Annotated in this window: 21 protein-coding genes; 2 read left to right on the forward strand and 19 right to left on the reverse strand. The window is 29.1% G+C overall.

Going from position 1 to position 18,838, the window contains the following annotated elements; translation table 11 throughout:
- Positions 1-151 precede the first annotated feature (151 nt).
- The 18 genes from BR69_RS0103270 to BR69_RS0103360 form a co-directional block, all read right to left on the reverse strand.
- On the reverse strand, positions 152-913 hold the full coding sequence (locus BR69_RS0103270; protein ID WP_027631914.1) for an N-acetylmuramoyl-L-alanine amidase: 762 nt from the start codon (positions 911-913) through the stop codon (positions 152-154).
- A 2-nt stretch (positions 914-915) separates the two neighbouring features.
- Complete coding sequence (locus BR69_RS0103275; RefSeq protein ID WP_027631915.1) at positions 916-1,326, reverse strand: phage holin family protein; 411 nt, start codon at positions 1,324-1,326, stop codon at positions 916-918.
- Between the two features lie 64 nt (positions 1,327-1,390).
- On the reverse strand, positions 1,391-1,510 hold the full coding sequence (locus BR69_RS22100; protein ID WP_242840644.1) for an XkdX family protein: 120 nt from the start codon (positions 1,508-1,510) through the stop codon (positions 1,391-1,393).
- Complete coding sequence (locus BR69_RS0103285; RefSeq protein ID WP_027631916.1) at positions 1,503-1,682, reverse strand: hypothetical protein; 180 nt, start codon at positions 1,680-1,682, stop codon at positions 1,503-1,505. Before BR69_RS0103285 ends, BR69_RS22100 begins: the two co-directional genes overlap by 8 nt.
- Positions 1,683-1,687: 5 nt before the next feature.
- Positions 1,688-4,651 (reverse strand): BppU family phage baseplate upper protein, encoded by a 2,964-nt coding sequence (locus BR69_RS0103290; protein ID WP_027631917.1) that lies wholly within the window; start codon positions 4,649-4,651, stop codon positions 1,688-1,690.
- A complete protein-coding gene (locus BR69_RS0103295; protein WP_027631918.1) occupies positions 4,652-4,972 on the reverse strand; it encodes a hypothetical protein in 321 nt (106 codons plus the stop codon).
- A 13-nt stretch (positions 4,973-4,985) separates the two neighbouring features.
- Positions 4,986-7,151 carry a phage tail spike protein gene (locus BR69_RS21015; protein WP_051623464.1) on the reverse strand — a complete coding sequence of 722 codons (2,166 nt, stop codon included), beginning with the start codon at positions 7,149-7,151 and terminating at the stop codon, positions 4,986-4,988.
- A complete protein-coding gene (locus tag BR69_RS0103305) occupies positions 7,148-7,831 on the reverse strand; it encodes a distal tail protein Dit (protein ID WP_027631919.1) in 684 nt (227 codons plus the stop codon). The genes BR69_RS21015 and BR69_RS0103305 overlap by 4 nt, the downstream gene beginning before the upstream one ends.
- Complete coding sequence (locus BR69_RS0103310) at positions 7,831-9,525, reverse strand: phage tail protein (RefSeq protein ID WP_027631920.1); 1,695 nt, start codon at positions 9,523-9,525, stop codon at positions 7,831-7,833. Before BR69_RS0103310 ends, BR69_RS0103305 begins: the two co-directional genes overlap by 1 nt.
- Positions 9,526-9,938: 413 nt before the next feature.
- A complete protein-coding gene (locus tag BR69_RS0103315) occupies positions 9,939-10,538 on the reverse strand; it encodes a bacteriophage Gp15 family protein (protein ID WP_027631921.1) in 600 nt (199 codons plus the stop codon).
- A complete protein-coding gene (locus tag BR69_RS0103320) occupies positions 10,538-10,882 on the reverse strand; it encodes a DUF6673 family protein (RefSeq protein WP_027631922.1) in 345 nt (114 codons plus the stop codon). Before BR69_RS0103320 ends, BR69_RS0103315 begins: the two co-directional genes overlap by 1 nt.
- 21 nt (positions 10,883-10,903) lie before the next feature.
- Positions 10,904-11,383, reverse strand: coding sequence for a hypothetical protein (locus BR69_RS0103325; RefSeq protein WP_027631923.1), 480 nt, complete (start codon positions 11,381-11,383; stop codon positions 10,904-10,906).
- Between the two features lie 4 nt (positions 11,384-11,387).
- Complete coding sequence (locus BR69_RS0103330; RefSeq protein ID WP_242840645.1) at positions 11,388-11,735, reverse strand: chloramphenicol resistance protein; 348 nt, start codon at positions 11,733-11,735, stop codon at positions 11,388-11,390.
- Positions 11,736-11,916: 181 nt separating this feature from the next.
- The gene (locus BR69_RS0103335; protein WP_027631925.1) at positions 11,917-13,224 is read right to left on the reverse strand and encodes an SGNH/GDSL hydrolase family protein; all 1,308 of its coding nucleotides are present in this window, start codon (positions 13,222-13,224) and stop codon (positions 11,917-11,919) included.
- Positions 13,225-13,302: 78 nt separating this feature from the next.
- Positions 13,303-13,839 (reverse strand): hypothetical protein, encoded by a 537-nt coding sequence (locus BR69_RS0103340; protein ID WP_027631926.1) that lies wholly within the window; start codon positions 13,837-13,839, stop codon positions 13,303-13,305.
- Between the two features lie 135 nt (positions 13,840-13,974).
- The gene (locus tag BR69_RS19780; protein ID WP_051623465.1) at positions 13,975-14,691 is read right to left on the reverse strand and encodes a DnaA N-terminal domain-containing protein; all 717 of its coding nucleotides are present in this window, start codon (positions 14,689-14,691) and stop codon (positions 13,975-13,977) included.
- A 105-nt stretch (positions 14,692-14,796) separates the two neighbouring features.
- Positions 14,797-14,964, reverse strand: coding sequence for a hypothetical protein (locus tag BR69_RS21760; protein WP_160169932.1), 168 nt, complete (start codon positions 14,962-14,964; stop codon positions 14,797-14,799).
- Positions 14,965-15,251: 287 nt separating this feature from the next.
- Positions 15,252-15,476 (reverse strand): helix-turn-helix domain-containing protein, encoded by a 225-nt coding sequence (locus tag BR69_RS0103360; RefSeq protein ID WP_034849293.1) that lies wholly within the window; start codon positions 15,474-15,476, stop codon positions 15,252-15,254.
- 231 nt (positions 15,477-15,707) lie between these two features.
- On the opposite strand from BR69_RS0103360, the gene BR69_RS0103365 reads away from it, so the two are divergent.
- A complete protein-coding gene (locus BR69_RS0103365; protein WP_027631928.1) occupies positions 15,708-16,151 on the forward strand; it encodes a helix-turn-helix domain-containing protein in 444 nt (147 codons plus the stop codon).
- Between the two features lie 23 nt (positions 16,152-16,174).
- Positions 16,175-16,621: an ImmA/IrrE family metallo-endopeptidase gene (locus tag BR69_RS0103370; protein ID WP_027631929.1), complete on the forward strand. Its 447-nt coding sequence runs from the start codon at positions 16,175-16,177 to the stop codon at positions 16,619-16,621.
- Positions 16,622-16,881: 260 nt separating this feature from the next.
- Here BR69_RS0103370 and hcp read toward each other — a convergent pair whose 3' ends face one another.
- Positions 16,882-18,534, reverse strand: a complete 1,653-nt coding sequence (gene hcp, locus BR69_RS0103375) for a hydroxylamine reductase (RefSeq protein ID WP_027631930.1) — start codon at positions 18,532-18,534, stop codon at positions 16,882-16,884.
- Positions 18,535-18,838: the final 304 nt, after the last annotated feature.

Here is an 18,838-nt window from a genome sequence, read left to right on the forward strand (position 1 = left end):
ACTTATCTATTTCTTAAAGTATTTATTAATTATGACTTCACTGGTATTAGCTAATTATAATTTAAATTGTATTAGTTATTTTCTTTAATACTCTTTAAATAACTTCAAGGAAAAAATACTACAAAAATTTATTTTGTAGTATCCCTTAGTATTATCTTATAGAATCAAAAAATGAACCTAATCTTTCTTTAAGTTCCTTACATTTATTCATAGGTAATAACTGTGTTTCCAGCCACATACCTATAGAATTTCCTCTAACATAAACTTTGTCTACATCCTTAAAATAAGATTTTATAACTCCTACAACTTCTGCTCCATCATAATTAGGTATCTGCTTACCTAAATAATCAGTAACCACATATCCTTCTTCCTTTTCAGCAGTTTCCTCTAATGGTATGTTAGGATCTATTGCATTGCATATATATCTAGATAACTTCTCCCAAGGTGTAGGGCTCCATATATTTATGTCTTTTTCACTATCACAAAAACAAGTTTCAAAAACTATTCCTGGAGCTACACTAGCTCTGAGATCATGAAGACTAGTGCTAACTTTTACTCCTCTATTATGAAACCCTAGCTTCTCATAATTATTCACTAGTCTTTCAGCCACTGAATAAGACTTTCTACTTGTAGAATATACCCATGCCTCAGTACCATATGCATTTCCATTATAGCTATTCATATGCAATGTTAAGTATAATTCTAGGTTATTAGAATTAGCTTTATTTGTGCCTTCTGTTAATTCTCCATTGACAGTATTAGCATTGCTATTACAATCAATAACTATATGTCCATTTGTAACTAATATATCTCTTACATGTTTATATAAATCTTGCATTTGCAAATACTCATCTCTTAATCCTACAGCTCCTCTACAGTTGATACTGTGACCCCCTCTTAGCCCTATCTTCATAGTTACTTATCCCCTTTCCTATTTCCTTCCTTAAGTTGAATTAATGTATCCTTAAGTTTTTCTGGAAGTGGTAATCCTAATGCTCCACAGTTTTCAAGTATGCTTATTCCTTCATTTGCTATATAAAAATAACAAATAAGGCTCCTAAATACCCACTGACCTGTATTTAAGAGTCTATCTAAACTTACCCCAACTATTAAAACTATAAATATAACACTTTTTTTGGCTATTCCCTTAAATCCTGCATTGCTAGATAGATCTTTATTAATTATTCCTCTTAGCATTCCAGTTAAGTAATCTAGCACTACAAATAACACAAGTATTTGTAGTGCTATGTCCCAAGCTCCAAATAAAGCTGAAAACATTGTTCCTACTGTTGCTACAATACTTTTAAAAATACTTTCTTTCTCCATATCAACCTCTTTTAAAAAATTCTAGGCAATAAAAAAATCTAAGCTATTTATTGCCTAGATTCTTTTACATCCCCATGATTTCTTTTTTCTGTTCTTCTGTTATCCACTTAAATTTTATTGCTTTATCTAATTCATCTTCCTTAATTCTTCTTTCCATCCATAACTCTATAAGTATTTTATACATTATGATCTCCTCCTATAAGCAATACTGCTGTAATATTTTTCATATTTTCTTTAAGTTCTTCTATTTCCCTATCTTTCTCTATTTTAACATTGTCTACTTCTTGTTGAATCTTATTTTCTATAATTTCCTTTAAAAATGGACACTCTTCCAATACCTTATCTGTATATTTCATACGATTTACCTCCACACACTTAAAATTTCATTAACTTTTTTACTTACTGAATCTGTTCCAGTTAAAGGCTCTATGGTCAACATCTTTAATTCCTTATCTACTAAGTTTAAGAGGGTTTTCCATGCTCCATCTAATTCTTTTTCCATCTGTTCTATAGCATTAGTATTACTTCTTATAGAACCACCTAAGCTTATAGGATATTTTCCTTCTATGATAGCTGGTATAAGGGGATTTTGTTGTATATATCCATCTTTAAAGGTTCTTATTTTTAAATAGTTATCTACCACCCGTTCTATAACTGGAGTTTGGATTTTATAAATTATGTCTATTCTTTCTTTAGCCAGATATGTCTTTAACTCTGTCAGATCTTTAGCTTTTGTTTTGTAAATTCTAAGGTATAAAACGCCTCCAGTACTTATATATATTCCTTCTTCATCAGTTCTGTAAACAGGAGTATTAAAAAACTTATCGCAAATAACTGTATCCTTCTCTGATACTTGATTATCAGCAAAACCAACTACTGCAAATAAATTTGTATTAACAATATTTTCTGAATTCGGAGGGTTAGCTATGGACCAATTTTCTGTACCATCTAGTACTTTACCTCTACTATATTTCTCTATAAATCCATTTTCTCTAATAACATCCCACCTATTTAGAATTTTATCATTAACTTCTAATACCTTATTTTCTAATGGATATACTACTATTGGTTTTTCTTTCGCTAGAAATTGTTTAAATTCATCTAAGTTTTTAACTTTACTTTTCGAAACTCTTATCCATAATCCCCTACTAGTTGAAGGACAACATATGCCCTCTACATCATTGAACCAAAGTGGATATGTGGTAAACTTGTCAGATAATATATTTAGCCCAGCACTAGGTTTTATATCGCTTGGAATTAATCCAAACATCATAGTATTATCTTGATTAGGTGCATCTGGAACAGTAGTCCAAGATTCTATTCCACTTAAAATAACTTTCTTAGAATTTCTTTCTATACCCCCATCATTTTTAATTATATCCCATTCTCTTAAAGGTTCTTTTAATATAATTTTTGTTTTATTAGACTTATATGTTTCTTGCTTAGTATCTAAAACACCAGTTACCATAATATTATTTTTAAGATATTCTAGGTCATTTCCAGTCCAACCATTTGAAAACATACCTACTGCATATCTTACATATTCATTGCTTGACAAGTTTATTAATAATGAATTTGAATTTGGCGGCACTGTTATCTGTCTTATATAAACGTCTGTTTGTTTATCTGCAATTGTATAGAGTATATATTTGTTAGTATTGTTTATACAATATACTTGAGTAGGTAAATCCTTATTTAAATTTGTTACAAATATACGATCTGAACCACTCGAATCGCCTTTATCACTCTTAAAAATATTCTTACCAGTACTTAAAATATCAATTTTACTTCCTTCATAGTAAGGCTCATAACCTGTAGCACTTGATCCAACTTCCAGTTGAATTATATTCGTGTTAGCTACTATTATACATTCATTACTAGATGAAGTTTTAATAATACATTCTTTCTTAAAGTCAGTTCTATTATAAGAAATATAAGCACCATCTTTATAATAATATACATATCCCCAAACATCTTTATCTAAACTTACAGTATAATTTTTATTAGGCTCTATCTTAACTCTATTACTTCTATACCATCCATTCTCATTAATATAAGAACCTGTATTTTTATCAATACTACCTGATTCTACTTTTTCTATTAAATTTTTACCAATGTACTTTCCTTCTATATAATTTACTTCTCCAACAGACTTAATTCCCTCAAAATAACTTGGAATAGTAGTATAACTACCTTCTAATAATACAGGATATATAGAGCTTATATTACCAAATGCTGAATTATCCTTTGATTTTAAGTATAAGGCCAAAGATGTTTCTGTACCTGTATTAAAAACTTTAATTGGAATCTCACTATATCCTACAATTTCTTGTACTCCACCATTTTTATAAATTCCAGAAACAATATTTGTAGGTAATGGAGTATAAAAAGTATAGTTAGTATTAACTTTCAAATTATTAACTATTATTCTATATCTAAAATCTACCCCATCTTTTATCCAATCACTAAATTTTATTAAATTAACTAAAGTTCTCCCCTTCATAACTAAATCTGTTAAATACCCATCTTGTACATTTTCTAACTTTGTTAATGTAGCATCAGTTTTAAATTTCGTTAAAGATGTATTATCTATATTATCTAGTCTATCTCCTATAGTATTATAAATTTTACCTAGCTTGTCCTTTCTAGCCTCTATTATCTCTAGATTACTATTACTACCGTCTAGTACAGCCTTGTCATAATTATCTTTACTTTGTCTTAACTTATCGTATAAATCTTGCCTAATTTTCTCATTTGATAGTCTAACATCCTCATTTTTTATCCTAGTAGATTCATCTCCCAGTCTTTTATTCTCATTAGCTATCCTAGTATTTTCATTAGATACTCTTAAAATTTCATTTGCTTTTCTTTGACTTTCAGCTTGGTTATATTCATCTGAATTTTTAGCTAACTGGAAAGCTTTATCTAACTTCCCCCAATCATCTCTACTTTCTTCTATTTCTCCCGATAAACTTCTTTCTATTCTTAAAGGGACTAAGCCACTTATAGTCTTATTATCTTTACTATATAAAACTATTTCCATTTCCCCTTGTCCATCAATAGCGATAGCTTGATTAGGTATAAAAAATTCTAATATACTGGTATTACTGTTATAACTTATATCATCTTGAATAACTCTTTTTCCATCTGGTTTCTTGTAAAAAACTTTACATTCTGCTATATCCTTTGGGATAAAGTCTAAGCAATTAAATATTAATTTAGCTTTTATTTTATTCCCATTAACCTCTCCTTGCTTCAAAGAAAGTTGATTATAGCTTTTCTTATCCATATCTACGATTATTTCTTTAACTTTATAATTCTCCACTTAAATCCCTCCTTGTTCCAGTATTACCTGGGTAAGACTTTTTATAGTTTCCTTTATATCCTTATTTTCTTCCTCTAACTTAACTATTCTATCCTTTTCAGATCTTAACTTTCCATCTATAACTCTATAATCCTTAAAATTATTTATAATATCTTTATCATAGCTCACATGTATATAATCATATATTTTAGAGTAATCATCCTTTAATTCTCCAAAATAACTCATATTTTGTCTTGTAGAGCAATATAAAGCCACCTTCCCAGTTGCCTTACTATAATATAATGTTAAAAAATCACTTTCATTATGATCAAATTTATCCATTTAATACCTCCTATTAAGCTATAACTATTATGTTAAATTTTAATTCCTTGTCGGTTAAATAAGCTTTATCTGTCCTAACATAAGAAACCCAATTTCCTGTTACTCTAACTTTTCCATTATCTATGTCCCTAGAATAGTCTAAATTTATTCTTGCCATACTTTCTTCCCATAACCCTCCCCCTGTGGCCTTAGGCATTACACTCACCTTAAAGTCCTTACCTTTAAATTCATCTGGAAGTGTAAAATAAACATCTGGAAACTTCCCTCCTGTCATACCTTCTGATTGCCAACTTAAATAATGGTAGGTTGCTTTATTATAATTTGTATATCTAATTACTCCTTCTGAATTAAGCTTAGTGTAGTTTCCCGTTCCACTATGAGAAACAACTATCCCTTCTGGCTCCATAGAAATTGATTGTGATATATTGTTAAAAGCGATTCTAACATTATTTGATTTTTGTTCTATTAAAGAGCCAAGTTTGCCTTCATCAACCTTACTAGATATACTATTTTGAGTTTGTTTTATTTGAGTAGATAAAGTGCTTATTTTCCCATCTGAATCCTCTTTATTATATTGAACAACAGAAAGGATTCCACTAGCTGTTTGTTGCACTTGAGAATTAAGACTACTTACTTTACCTTCTATATCTTTTTTATTACTGTTTATAGAAGATAATAGTTCTCCATTAGAAACCTTAAATTCTTGTGTTAATGTATCCTTTATCCCAGTAATTTTATCCTCAATAGTTTTTGTATAGTCTTGACTTATTGCATTAGATTTAACACTACCAGCCTTTAGTAATAATCCATTTAACACTCCTACAGTTATAAAATCAGCTACTATTGACCCATCTGATGTCATAGCTAAGCCAAACTTTCCATTGTATCCTGTGGAACTATATCCTAGGCCATTCTTATTCCATCTCCAAACCTTAGTTGCTGTATTTATATTATCTGTATCCATTATTAAAATTTCATCTCTGTTTTTTAATACATATCCACCTAATCCACTATTTATTAATTCTGTGGCTTTATCCTTTGCCTTATCAAGTACAGAAGTTTCTAACGCTTCTAATTCGCTTTTAATTTTACTTTCTATCTTAGAAACTACATCCACAAAACTATTTTTAAAATTACCTAACTCTAACTCTTCATATTTATTTAAAATACTATTCCACTTATATTTAATAACCTTAGCTTTAATATCTATATCCATTTTGCTATGTTTTATAGTTACTGTATCTCCAAGTAATACTCTTTCTAATATCTTATAATCCTTATATTCTTCTGTTTTTGAAAGTTCTAAAAAGTCTATCTTATAATTAACTTTTGGAATATCTATTTTATCTAAATCATAAAGTAGTTTTGTTCCCCTTCGTAATGCATTATAAGCTTCTTCTAAGGGCAGCGCTTCCTTGTCTTGTTGTTCTTTTCCTTCTTTTTGTGCTTTTATATTATTAAATTCCACCTTACGTATCTTAGGATGAATATAATTATTTATATAAGGTGAATCTACATATTTTTCTGGAAGGAGGAGACCCTCAGCGCCTTGAGGTATTATTCTCGTAGCTACTGTAGATATATCTAGCTCTTCCTCTATTCCTAAAAGATTCTTACCATAACCTATAGTTACTCCTCTATCATCTCCTCTTTGAGTATAGAACTTTATATCAAAATTATCTCGAACTACTTCTCCACCCCATTTATTTAAGTAACAATTCTCTTCTCCTATATCCAGTAAAGCTTCTACAATATTTTTTCTCTCAAAATAGGAATTGTTAATTTTGCTTATACTAGACATCCCTCTAAAACTATGAAGATATTGAGTCTTAGAAAGAATTTGATCCAATGCTCCAGCTCCATTTTGACCTTGTATAAAAGTATCTTCTATAAAGTTGTCAGCTAAATCATAAAAAATGTGCCTAGCATAAGCTTTAAGCACATTTAAATCCTTAACTACTTTATATATTCTAAACAATTGATTTCCTTGAGGCGTGGAAGCTTTTATTATATTTTCCTCTTTAATTAAGGAAGCCTTCATTCCATAAATAGGGTATTCCAAATACATCTCATATAAAGAATTTAACTCCTCATATACTTCACATATTAAAGTATCTTTTAGTAATCCTAAACCATTATGATTAAAATTATTCTCTTTACTATCATAAATTCTAATCATAAGCTTCTCCACCTTCCCTTAATTTCTATCTTAGATATATTTCCATTCCAAGTTATTTTATTTTCTACTGGAATAAAATAAGGGAATTCTCCAACCATTTTATTATTAAATGATTGAGTTCCCTTAAAACATTCCATAAGTTCTGTATCTAATTCTATATATTCTTCTACCCCTTTTAGATCTATAGGATTATCATTTATTCTTAAAGTTATATCCCCAGTTCCATATACCCTAATATAAGGTTCGCTCTTATAGTTACCTATATTATATATAGAAGTAGCTTTATCTATAGTTATAATATTATTTCCTTCATTTAAATAACCAAAAGGTTGACAATCAAATTGAACTATTCCACCATGAAATTTTTTCAATACTTGCTCTAAGGTTATTTTATTAATTACTCTTGCTTTATAATATCTATCTGGTTCATTGGAAAATATAACTTTACTATTACCACTTAACCAACTTTTAATATTATCAAACTCATTATCAAAATAATCATACTCAACTGATTTTAATTCTCCCTCATAATTATTATCAGTATTAGTAAGATAGCCATCTCTTCCTGGAACAATTATTTTATTCTCCCTTACTTCTGGAGTTGATATTGCTGGAAGTGATACAATCTTTAAATTTTTATCACTGGAATGAATTCCTTTCCATACAAATCCATTATCCATTATATACCTCCTCTTGCTACTGACAATTTATGTCTATAAAATTCTAGTTCTTCTGCAAACTCTTTTATATCTTGCTTTCTGTTATTAACAAAACTTTCTATATTAACATTTAACCCATTATCATTATTATTTGTTATAGTAGCCATTTCTGTTTCTATGCTTTTACCAGAAACAATTCCAGAAGTTGTACTAGCTACATTATGATCTACTGCCATTTGCATTTTAGCAGCTAAACCACTTAAATCTCTCTCCATAGATTTCTCCATAGATTGACTTTCATCTTCAAATCCAACCCCTATACCAAGTGCAAGATTTTTTCCTACCATATCTCTCATTAACCTAGAAGGGGAGTGAATACCAAAGAAATCTAAAATATTATCCGCTAATTCCTTACAAGCTTTTATTGCAGTTCCAACAAGACCTTTAACACCTGAAATAATCCCTTTACCTATTCCTACAATAATATTAAGCCCTATACCACCCCAATCTACATCATCGAAGGCCTTAGAAACTGCTGCTATAATATCTAAAACTCCTACTATTAATCTAGGTATTGCTTCTATTAATCCTTTCATTATTGCAATTGTTATTTTAATCCCTGCATCAATTATTTGTGGTAAATTTGATGTAATAGTATTCATAATAGTATTTATTATTGTTGGGAGCATTGCAATTAGCTGAGGTATTGCATCAAGTATTCCATCAATTAATGCTAATAAAACATCGATACCAGTCTCAACCATTTGAGGCATGTTTTCCACGAAAAATTCTAGTATTGTTTCTATTATTGTTGGTAACATTTCAATTAAATCTGGTAGAATGCTTAATATTCCATCAATTATACTTAATAATATTTCTTGGCCCTTTAACAAAATAGTTGGTAGGGAACTATTAAAATACTCAAGCATTGCTTCTATTATTGTTGGAAGCATTTCTATTAAAAGTGGAAGTGCATCTAATATTCCTTGGGCTAAACTTAATAATAGATTCAACCCTGCTTCAATAATTAGAGGCATATTCTCTAATAGAGTCATAACCAGTTGCATTATACACTCTAATGCTAAAGGTATTAATGTAGGTAACTGTTCACTTATACCCATTGCAAACTGAATAATTACCTGAATTCCTAGCTCTAATAATTGTGGCAATATCTCCATTATTCCAGCTATTAAACTCCCTATAATCTCCATTGCTGCTGATATTATTTGAGGTAAGCTATTTTGTATACCTGATATAAAAGATTGAATAATTTCTATTGCTAATTCTATAACCTTAGGCAAACCATTAGATATAGTTGTAATCATCTCTGCTCCTATTTCTCCAATTGCCCCTACAAGTCCTGTAATACCATTTTCTTTAAATTCTTTGCTCAAGGTATCAATATAGGCTAAAGCTGTAGGTAATAAGGTATTGTTTAATGTATCAGCTAAAGGCGTAAACACTTCGCCTATAAGCCCATTAAAGCTATCTTGCAGAGTGGTCATAGATTCCTCCATATCACTATTATACTTAAGTCCCATTTCCCCTAACTTTTTTAGTGCTCCTCCAGTAGCTGATATAGAATCTGTAAAAACTTTTAATCCAGACTTAGCTAAGTCACCTAATTTATTACTAAGTGACGTTACTTCTTTTTCAGCTTTTTCAGCACCTTTACTTTCTATCTTTACATCTATGAAAATTATTCCATCTGCCATTTTCTCACCTGCCTTTTATAAAATAAAAAGACGACACGCTCACTACTCTTTGGTGTGGCTTGGCTCTGCTCTTTGTTCAATATTTAACTTAACTATTTTCTTGCATCTAATGCATTTTATCTCCCCTTTGATATAACCGACTTTTAAAAGCAACTGATTACATTGGGGACATCTTATTTCCTTAATTTTGATCACCTCATTTGATAAAAATAAAAGCACCTACTATTTAGTAAGTGCTTTTTAAATTCATCTCTGTTCTTTCCTCTTATATAAATTTAATTTATTTATTAGTCTTTTCTACTTATAACTATTAGAACATCTAAATATACTTTTCTTCCACTAGCTAACTATAATAAAAATCCATAAAACTTCCCATATTACTTTAAAATCTATTAATACTAATACACAATATACTATAACACTTTACTAATGTCTCCGCCATTTAGTAATATTTCTTCTATTTCATCAAGCTTTTCTTTTTCATCCTTACTTATAATAGAAGGAATTTTATAAATCTCTTTCATTCTCTTATAATAAGCTTTTTCTTCCTTATCTTTGATTTTACCTAAGTCAATATTACGATATCCCATTATCTTAACTATCTCATTATTCTCTTTAAGACTCTTAAACATAGCTTTAAATTTCCACCAATGTAGATACTCTATATCCTGTAAATCAACTCCATACTGATCTAAAAATGCAGAATATATATAATCATCATCAAATTCATATGAATATATTTGTATACTCTTACTTTTTCCTTTACTTTTAGATTGTATTTCCTCTCTGCCACATCTATAAAACCATAATATTTTATCTATTGCTTCATTAATATCTTTGGGCATTATGGGATAATAGAGTTCTAATGCTTTTATAATTTTATCTTCTTCTGATAATTCTCTCTCTTGCATTAAAAGTTCAAATAAAATAGAGGTACGAAAATCTGAATTAATTTCATAATTTTCGCCCTCTATATTTACTATTGTAGGTAGAATATCAATAAGTATATTCATTACTTTTTCTTTCTTCTCTGTGCCCTGTTAGGAGAATATTTGTTAGCTAGCTTTTCTACCTCTGAATTTTTAGCACTCATCTCTTCTACAAGTTCTTCAAATGCCTTTATACAAACTAATAAATTAACTTTGTCACCAAATACCTTTTTGTCAGTACCTTTCCCAAACATGGTGTTGAATACTTCAAAAATAGCATTACACTGTGCTTTTATACTTTCAGATACCTTCATACCTTCTATCTTTGTTGATATATCATCAATACTTTCTATTGCCTTCTCATATTTTTCAGCTATTTCTAAATCAAGTATATCTATATCTTGTAATTCTACTCCATTGATTATCATAATATTCTCCCCTTTCTAAAACTAAGCTTTAGGTGTAAATCCCTCAGTAAATGTTTTTTTGGTAGTATCAAATGTTCCTTCTACTGGGTCACTAAGACCTAATAAACTTCCTGTAATACCTAAGTCTCCCTCAGTAGCTTCAAAAGACTCAACTGCTATAGCTACCCTAAGTTTTCTTGCTCTAAATCCTACAGTTTCTGCTGGCTTATCTAAATCTACTATTACATATTCTGTTTCAGCATCTATACCTGTTTTTTGCATTTCTCCAACATTTCTTATATGTTCTATAGCAATTTCGCTAGATATTTGATCTGCATTAAAAGCTGTGCTCCATTCATAACCTGTGATGCTTTGACTAGAACTAGATTGATTTATATATCTTTTACTGGTTGGTTTTGCAGTAGGTGTTTCATTAAGTTCTGTAAATCCAGTTCCTAATAATTCAAAATTCTCCTTTACCTTTAAATAGTTAGCTTGTATTTTTCTTTTTCTAATTGACATTTAATCAAATCCTCTCTCTTTTTAAATATTTTAATCTTAATTTTATTTGAAATTTTGCCATTCCCTGTGATACTGATAAGGCATAAGCTGTTCTGGTTACTTCAACTTCTAATGGTTCAAGTCCATTTTCTAGCTTAGGGAATATTCCCTTATCATTATTTTCTTCTATCCATTTACTAAATTTTTCATAAAAACCTGAGTTATATATTCTCTGTATTACATCTTCACTCTGGCCTTCCTTAGATGTAAATATAAAAGCATGTTGTTTTGTATCATTACTATTTACATATCTTTTTAATATAGGCTCTATTGGCATAACCTCTATAGAGTAACCCTCTATATTATCATTCATCTGTATAGCATTATTAAAAAGATTTAGGTAAGGACAAGTTTTTATATAATCTCTAAATTCATTTATTATGATTTACTCCTCCCTCCTATAAGACTATCAATTATTCATCTTCTATAGTCCTTTGGCTTTTCAAAAATCTTTATTCTTCTATAACCTTTAATTTCATTAATAAAGGCTTCTTTTATATAGAAATAGCATTAATTATTTTACTTATTCCATTCCTAAAAATTAAATCAAAAGCATGGTCTGGCAGGTGATTTATTTTATTTCCACCAAAATCAGTTCCTGATTTACCTAAAAGAAACTCCTCACTAACTAATTTGTCTGAGGTTTTAAACCTTGAAGATTGAAATCCTGGATATTCAAATACTAATCCTGTACCACCTTTATCTATATTCATATAGAACCCACCTTCATATACTGCTTCTGGTAACGTTACTTCAAGAACAATATTCTTGTCCACTATTATAGATGCCACTTGATCAATACACTTTATTTCCAATTCAAACATCTTATTAGGAGTTATAGTTACTTTTTTGCCTAAATCAGTTTTCCCTGTGGATATAGACATTGTTACTGTTTTATTAGGATTAATAGTCATATTGAATATTATTCCTATTACATGAGAGAAAAGTCCACTTTCCCTAGCAACAAAAACACATGAGGTTGTATCTGAATTATAGTTATTTAAATTTACAACAGTAGAAAATTTAATATTCTGTGGATTCTCATGGAATCTTAAGAAAGCAGGTCCATTAAAATACATCTTGTTAGATGATCCTGTGAACTCTCTTACTATACCTTTTGCATCTTTCCATGTATTTGCATTATCTGATACATACATAGGTTGTTGTCTACCAACATAGCTATACTTATCAATCCCATCTCTTACTAAAGTAAAAATTCTATTAGCATTTATACATGCATAATTGTTTTGAGCACAGAAATAATACTGACACTTAGCTATCCAAGTAAATAGGTCTTGGTTATTTCCTGTAGTATTAGAAGTATGAGTATTATTAATAAATACTACAGAAGTATTGGGAAGATTATTTAGAAGCATTGATTTTACCCTTAATAAATTAGTATAAAAATCTAATTGATTAGACGTTGCTCCATCATTAACTCCAAAAGCTATTACTAATAAGTCAGGATTAAAATCTGTTACACACTTTATCCATTGTCTTCCTGATGCCCATGGTCTATTAGGAACTATGTTACTAACTAAATCTTGCAACCTAGTTCCTCCTATAGCATAGTTCTTAAAATCCACACCATACCTTAAGCTATTCTTTAAGCCTTTCTCTAGCATTCCTATTGCAGTATTTTCATGAAATGCTATATCTGCACCTTCTGAAATACTATCCCCTACAACACATACCTTTAATGCCCTAGATTTTGCTGCTACTCTTGCCTTATCTAATGAAGTACTGCAAATTAAAGTATCATCTTGATAAGCATTTTGAAGTAATAAATTGTTATTAAACATATACATTCTCCTCTATAAATTTATTGATGCATATTCTTGCATAATACTATTATATCTAGCTTTTATAGAGTTTTAATTCTAATTGAATGCTTCTTTAATGCACATAATATCTTCATTCCAGCTAACTATATCTTTTATCAATCTTTGTCTTTGTCTACTTATGGTAGTTTGATGTACATTCATTTTCACACCTATTTGCCAGTCTTTTAGTCTTTCTTTATACTTCATTTTTAAAAGTCTTATATCCTCTTCCTCCATAGTTTCAATTTTAGATTTTAACATAGAGTTATCTTCCTCTATATTCCTTATTAACTCCTCTAGTTTTATAATTTCTTCTTCCTTTCTAGTTTTTTCTATTAATAAACCATCTATTATTTTGATCATAGTTCTTTCCATATAGCTTGTACCATCTGAAGTAAAACTAACCTTTTCTTTAAAAACCATACTTCTACTTTCTACTGGAATGCTTATATCTGTATTTTTAAGCTTAAACTCTATAGACTCTTTCTGATTTTGTAATAAGTTTATTTTATTCTTAATACCACTTATCTTCTTATCCTTAGAAAAATAGTCATATAGCTTTTCCTCTATAGATTTAAATAATACTTTGTCCATAATTACCTCCTAATAAAATCTATTTCTTTAATTCCTAAACCACGTCTTATATAATATTTCTTTAAATACAAGGAACTCTTCTTACAAATTCCATGTTAAGTCATTAATTTAAAATGTAAGATTCTATTGATATTTCTACCTAACTTCAACTTTTTTTCCTAAAAATATCTCTATCTTCTTTTTAAACTTCTCTTCTATGGCGATTTTAGTAAAGTTATTTTTAGTTATTAATATAATTTTTTCTTTCTCCTCTACAATTTCTGTACTAGCTATCCAGGTTTTATAACTTACAACTCCTAATAAATTTAATATTTTTTCTTGTGTAAGGGACAGGACTTGAGAAGAAGCTGATCCCTTTTCTTTCCCTTCTTCATTCTTATAATTCTTATAATTTTTATAGTTATTATTAGTAGTTACCTCTAAGTTATCTTTTGTTTGACTTTTAGTTAACTCTTTTTTATCTGTTGGTTCCTTATCAGTTACTTCTTTGTTAGTTTGTCTAATAGCTTCATTCTCCATTCCTTGATAAGTCCCCCAATTTACTATGGTTATAAGCCTTCCTGTCTTCTTTGAATCATTAGTTAGAAAATCATATTTTTCAAATTTTTTAATAGCGCTTTTAACATTCTGAACAGAAATCCCCTTACCACAACGTTTAATTATGCTTTCAATTGAAGTAATAAATTGACCAGGACTTGCTTTAAATTGCTTTCCTTCCCATTCCCATTCTTTTCCTTGATGGTTAGCCATTCCTAGTAAAGTTATTAAAATTACCTTCTGCTCTGAAGTGGAATTTTGCCATATTGCCTTTTCAAATAATTCTCTGTGTAATTTAAACCATCCTTGACTCATTAAACTCCCTCCTTTTCTGAATATATATTTAGTAAAGTCTCCCCAGCATCTACAAATATATAAATTATTAAGGTTACAGCTAATACTTTTAATATCTCTAGCATGTTAACACCTCCTTAAAGTCTCTAAACTTTGTTCTAATTTATCTAAAAGTTCTTCATGGGTAACCCTATAAAAATTTCCTCTTACATCTTCTATAAGAATTCCCAAAGCTTCCACAAGCTCTTTATCTGTTGCCTTTAATCTTTCTTTTAAGTTCTTTAAATCTTTCATGTACTTCTCCAAAATTAATATTGATTGATATCTGTTTTAAACCATTACTAAAAACTTACTTTCAGTATATTAACTCCTTTAACTTTAGTTTTTATAAGATTTAGTTAATAAATTTTTTATTCCTTATACTCAATAGATACTGATAATGCTTCCTTTTTTACTTTTTTATTCCTAATTAATTAAAAAGAAAGTTTTTCATAAGTGTAAATTTTTATTTTTAATATTTAATAGCTTTCAGAATATGACTATCTAACCTAAGCCTCTATAATATATAATCCTTCAATGTTTCAACGTGTATTTACGTCATTTTTAAATAAATTTAGATCTATATTTAATTTATTAGATAGAGCCAATAGCTTTTCTACACTAGGTATATATCTTCCACATTCTATATCTGATAAATAATTTCTTGAAATATCTATGTCTTTAGCTAAATTTTTCTGAGTTAAATTCATCTTTTTCCTAGCTTCCTTTATCTCCTTACCAATCTTCCATGATAATTTTTCTTCCATCCTTCCTCCTCCTCACAAAATATTGTATTGTATATCCGTCATTTTGTAAAATAAATTATACTTGTTTTTCCGTCTTAATTAGCTATTTAGGAAAATTATGTGAATAAATCTCTTTTATCCTGCATCCAACTTGTATTTACGTCATTATTTATATTGTATTTCCGACCCTATAGGGATATAATGTATTTATAGTCGGTGTTCCCGACATATATTTTACTTATGGAGGTAATTATGAGCATAGGAAGCAAGATTAAAATTATTAGAAAAGAAAATAAATTGACTCAAGTGGAACTGGCTAAAAAAGCAAATATATCCCGTTCATATTTAGCTGATATTGAAAATAATAGATATAATCCTAGTCTAGAAACACTAAAATCTTTAGCTAATGCTCTAGGAATCTCAGTAAATAAATTCTTTAATGAAGAAAATGAAGCTACAGAAACTTCTGTAAATAAAGATATTTTATTAAATAAAAAAGATGAAAAAGATATTGCTAAAGATCTCGATAATATAATGGATAAATTAACAAACCAAGAAGATGGTCCTTTATATTACAATGGGGATGAGCTCGGATCTGATGATAGGGAATTATTTAAAGATGCTCTAGAACTAGCATTAAAAACTGTAAAACTAAAGAATAAGGAAAAATATACCCCTAAAAAATATAAAAAATAATATAAGCTAAGGGGGATGGCTTTATGCACAATAAAATTAAAAATATAGTAACTGCATTAATAAAAAAATATGATACAAGAAACCCATATGAATTAGCTGATTTTTTAGATGTGATTCTTATAGAAATACCACTGGGCAGCATAGCTGGTATGTATAAATATATAAATAGAAATAAGGTAATATTTATAAACTCCTCTTTAAACTATAATGAGAAAATTATTGTACTATCCCATGAGTTAGGACATGCCATGCTTCACAGTAAAGATAATTGTTATTTTATGAAAAATAAAACCTTAATGTTATGTTCTAAGATTGAAAGACAAGCTAACATATTTGCCTCTGAACTTTTAATACCTGATAACCTATTTAATAAGTATGTAGGACTATCTCTTGAGGAAATATCTAAAAGAGAGTATATTCCTATGGAGTTAATAAAACTAAAGATTGATTCTATGCTAAAATTTTTTTAATTTTTAGGCGAACATACATTCCCACCCTAGTTTTTTTTAAATATGATGCTGAGTAAATAGTTGTAAAAACTAGTTATTCAACATCATATTTATACTTTGCTTAAAATCCACTTAATTATAAAATACTATAGCTTTAGACTTTGATTAACATTATTATTTAATAAATTTTTTATTTTTCTTTGTAACTTAATTCAATTTAGATTTAATGATAAATATATAATAATTTACTTATCTTCCGTAGTATTGCATATAACCTCCTATTAATTTGCTTGTTTAAGTGAATCTTTTAAGTCTTCCTCTGGAATACTAATTGGTTTTATTTGAAAAGTATCTACTAAATACTGAAATACATTAGGAGATATAAATGCTGGTAAACTTGGTCCTAAATACATTCCTTTTATTCCAAGAGATAATAATGCTAATAAATCTGCTACTGCCTTTTGTTCATACCATGAAAGTACAATGGTAAGAGGCAATGAATTAACGTCTGTTTCAAAGGCATCTCCAAGAGCTGTAGCTATTCTAACTGCAGAATAAGCATCGTTGCACTGTCCCACATCTAATAATCTTGGTAATCCAGCCACTGTTCCAAAGTCCAACTTATTAAATCTATATTTACCACAGGCTAAAGTAAGAATAACACAATCATCAGGAACCATTTTAGCAAAATCCGTGTAATAATTTCTGCCTGGTCTAGCTCCATCACATCCACCTATTAAGAAGAAATGTCTTAACTTTCCTTCCTTAACTGCATTAACTATATCTCCAGCATGGGACAAAGTTGCATGATGTCCAAAACCTACTAATATTTCCTTTACCTCTTCATCTTCCTTAAATCCACCCAGGTTTAAAGCTTTATCTATTATTTCACTAAAGTCCTTAGTTCCATCTTCTAAAATTCCAATATGCTTTATTCCATCCCATCCTACAACGCTTGTTGAAAATATCCTATCTTTATAAGTTTCTCTTGGTCTCATTAAACAGTTGGTAGTCATTAAAATACATCCTGGAATTCCATCAAATTCTTTTTGTTGATTTTGCCATGCAGATCCAAAATTTCCTACTAAGTGTTTATATTTTTTAAGTTCTGGATATCCATGAGAAGGAAGCATTTCTCCATGAGTATAAATATTTATTCCTTTTCCTTCTGTTTGCTGAAGAAGCATTTCTAAATCCCTTAAATCATGGCCTGATACTATAATAAATGGTCCCTTTTTAATATTAACATTTACCTTATGAGGGGATGGATTTTTATATCTAGTGGTATTAGCCTCATCAAGAACTCTCATTACCTCCACACTCATTTCACCAGTTCTCATAGTCATACGTATCATATCTTCAAGGGATAGATTATCATTTGTAGTAGATTCTAATCCTAAAAAGTAATAGTTATCTACTTGATCACTGTTAAATTCAATAAACCTGGCTTGGTGTCCATAAGCGCTTATTCCTTTTAATCCATATAATATTGTAGATCTTAATGATCGTATATCCTCATCAAGATTTTCATCATACATTATACCTGCTTCTACTGAATCTTTTAACATATCTTCTTTAGTATCACTAAGATTATAGGTAGCTTCCCTTGGATAATTAGATTTTGGTGCTTTCTTTCTTAAGTTTTCCTTTATCTTTTGAGATTCCTTTAGCATTTTCACATGAAACTCTGCATCAAAATTTACATTTGTTAATGTGGTAAAAAGTCCATTCTCCACAAATTTAACTATTTCTTTATCTATGCTTTTTCCTTCTTCAATTAAAGGCTTTGCATAGCAAGATATCCCCTTAAGCTGATATATTAATAAGTCTTGCAAATTTGCAATCTCTGGTACTTTCCCACAAACTCCACTTTTAGTACATGCCTTTCCTCCAAAAGTTTGCTCACATTGATAGCAAAACATAGCATTTTCCATTCTCCTATCTCCTCTCAATAATTAAAAATTTATTTTCTCCCTTAGCTTCATCTATTTCAGAATATATTTTCTCCTTTTCCTAATGTATTTAATACTTTATTTATATATGAATTTATTAAATGAATTCTTACTATAAATAATTATCTTATACACTCCACTAGGTTACTTATTAGATATTACCCTCCCCCTATAAAGATTATTATTCCCTATTATCTTTACACTACTCCTAATTTTTCTTATGTAAATTTAACTAGATTAAGAAGTTAAATTACAAATTTTTATTTATCATGTTTTACTACTGTAA

Origin of the sequence: Clostridium hydrogeniformans DSM 21757 (assembly GCF_000686705.1) — a bacterium.
Taxonomy (GTDB): domain Bacteria; phylum Bacillota; class Clostridia; order Clostridiales; family Clostridiaceae; genus Clostridium_Z; species Clostridium_Z hydrogeniformans.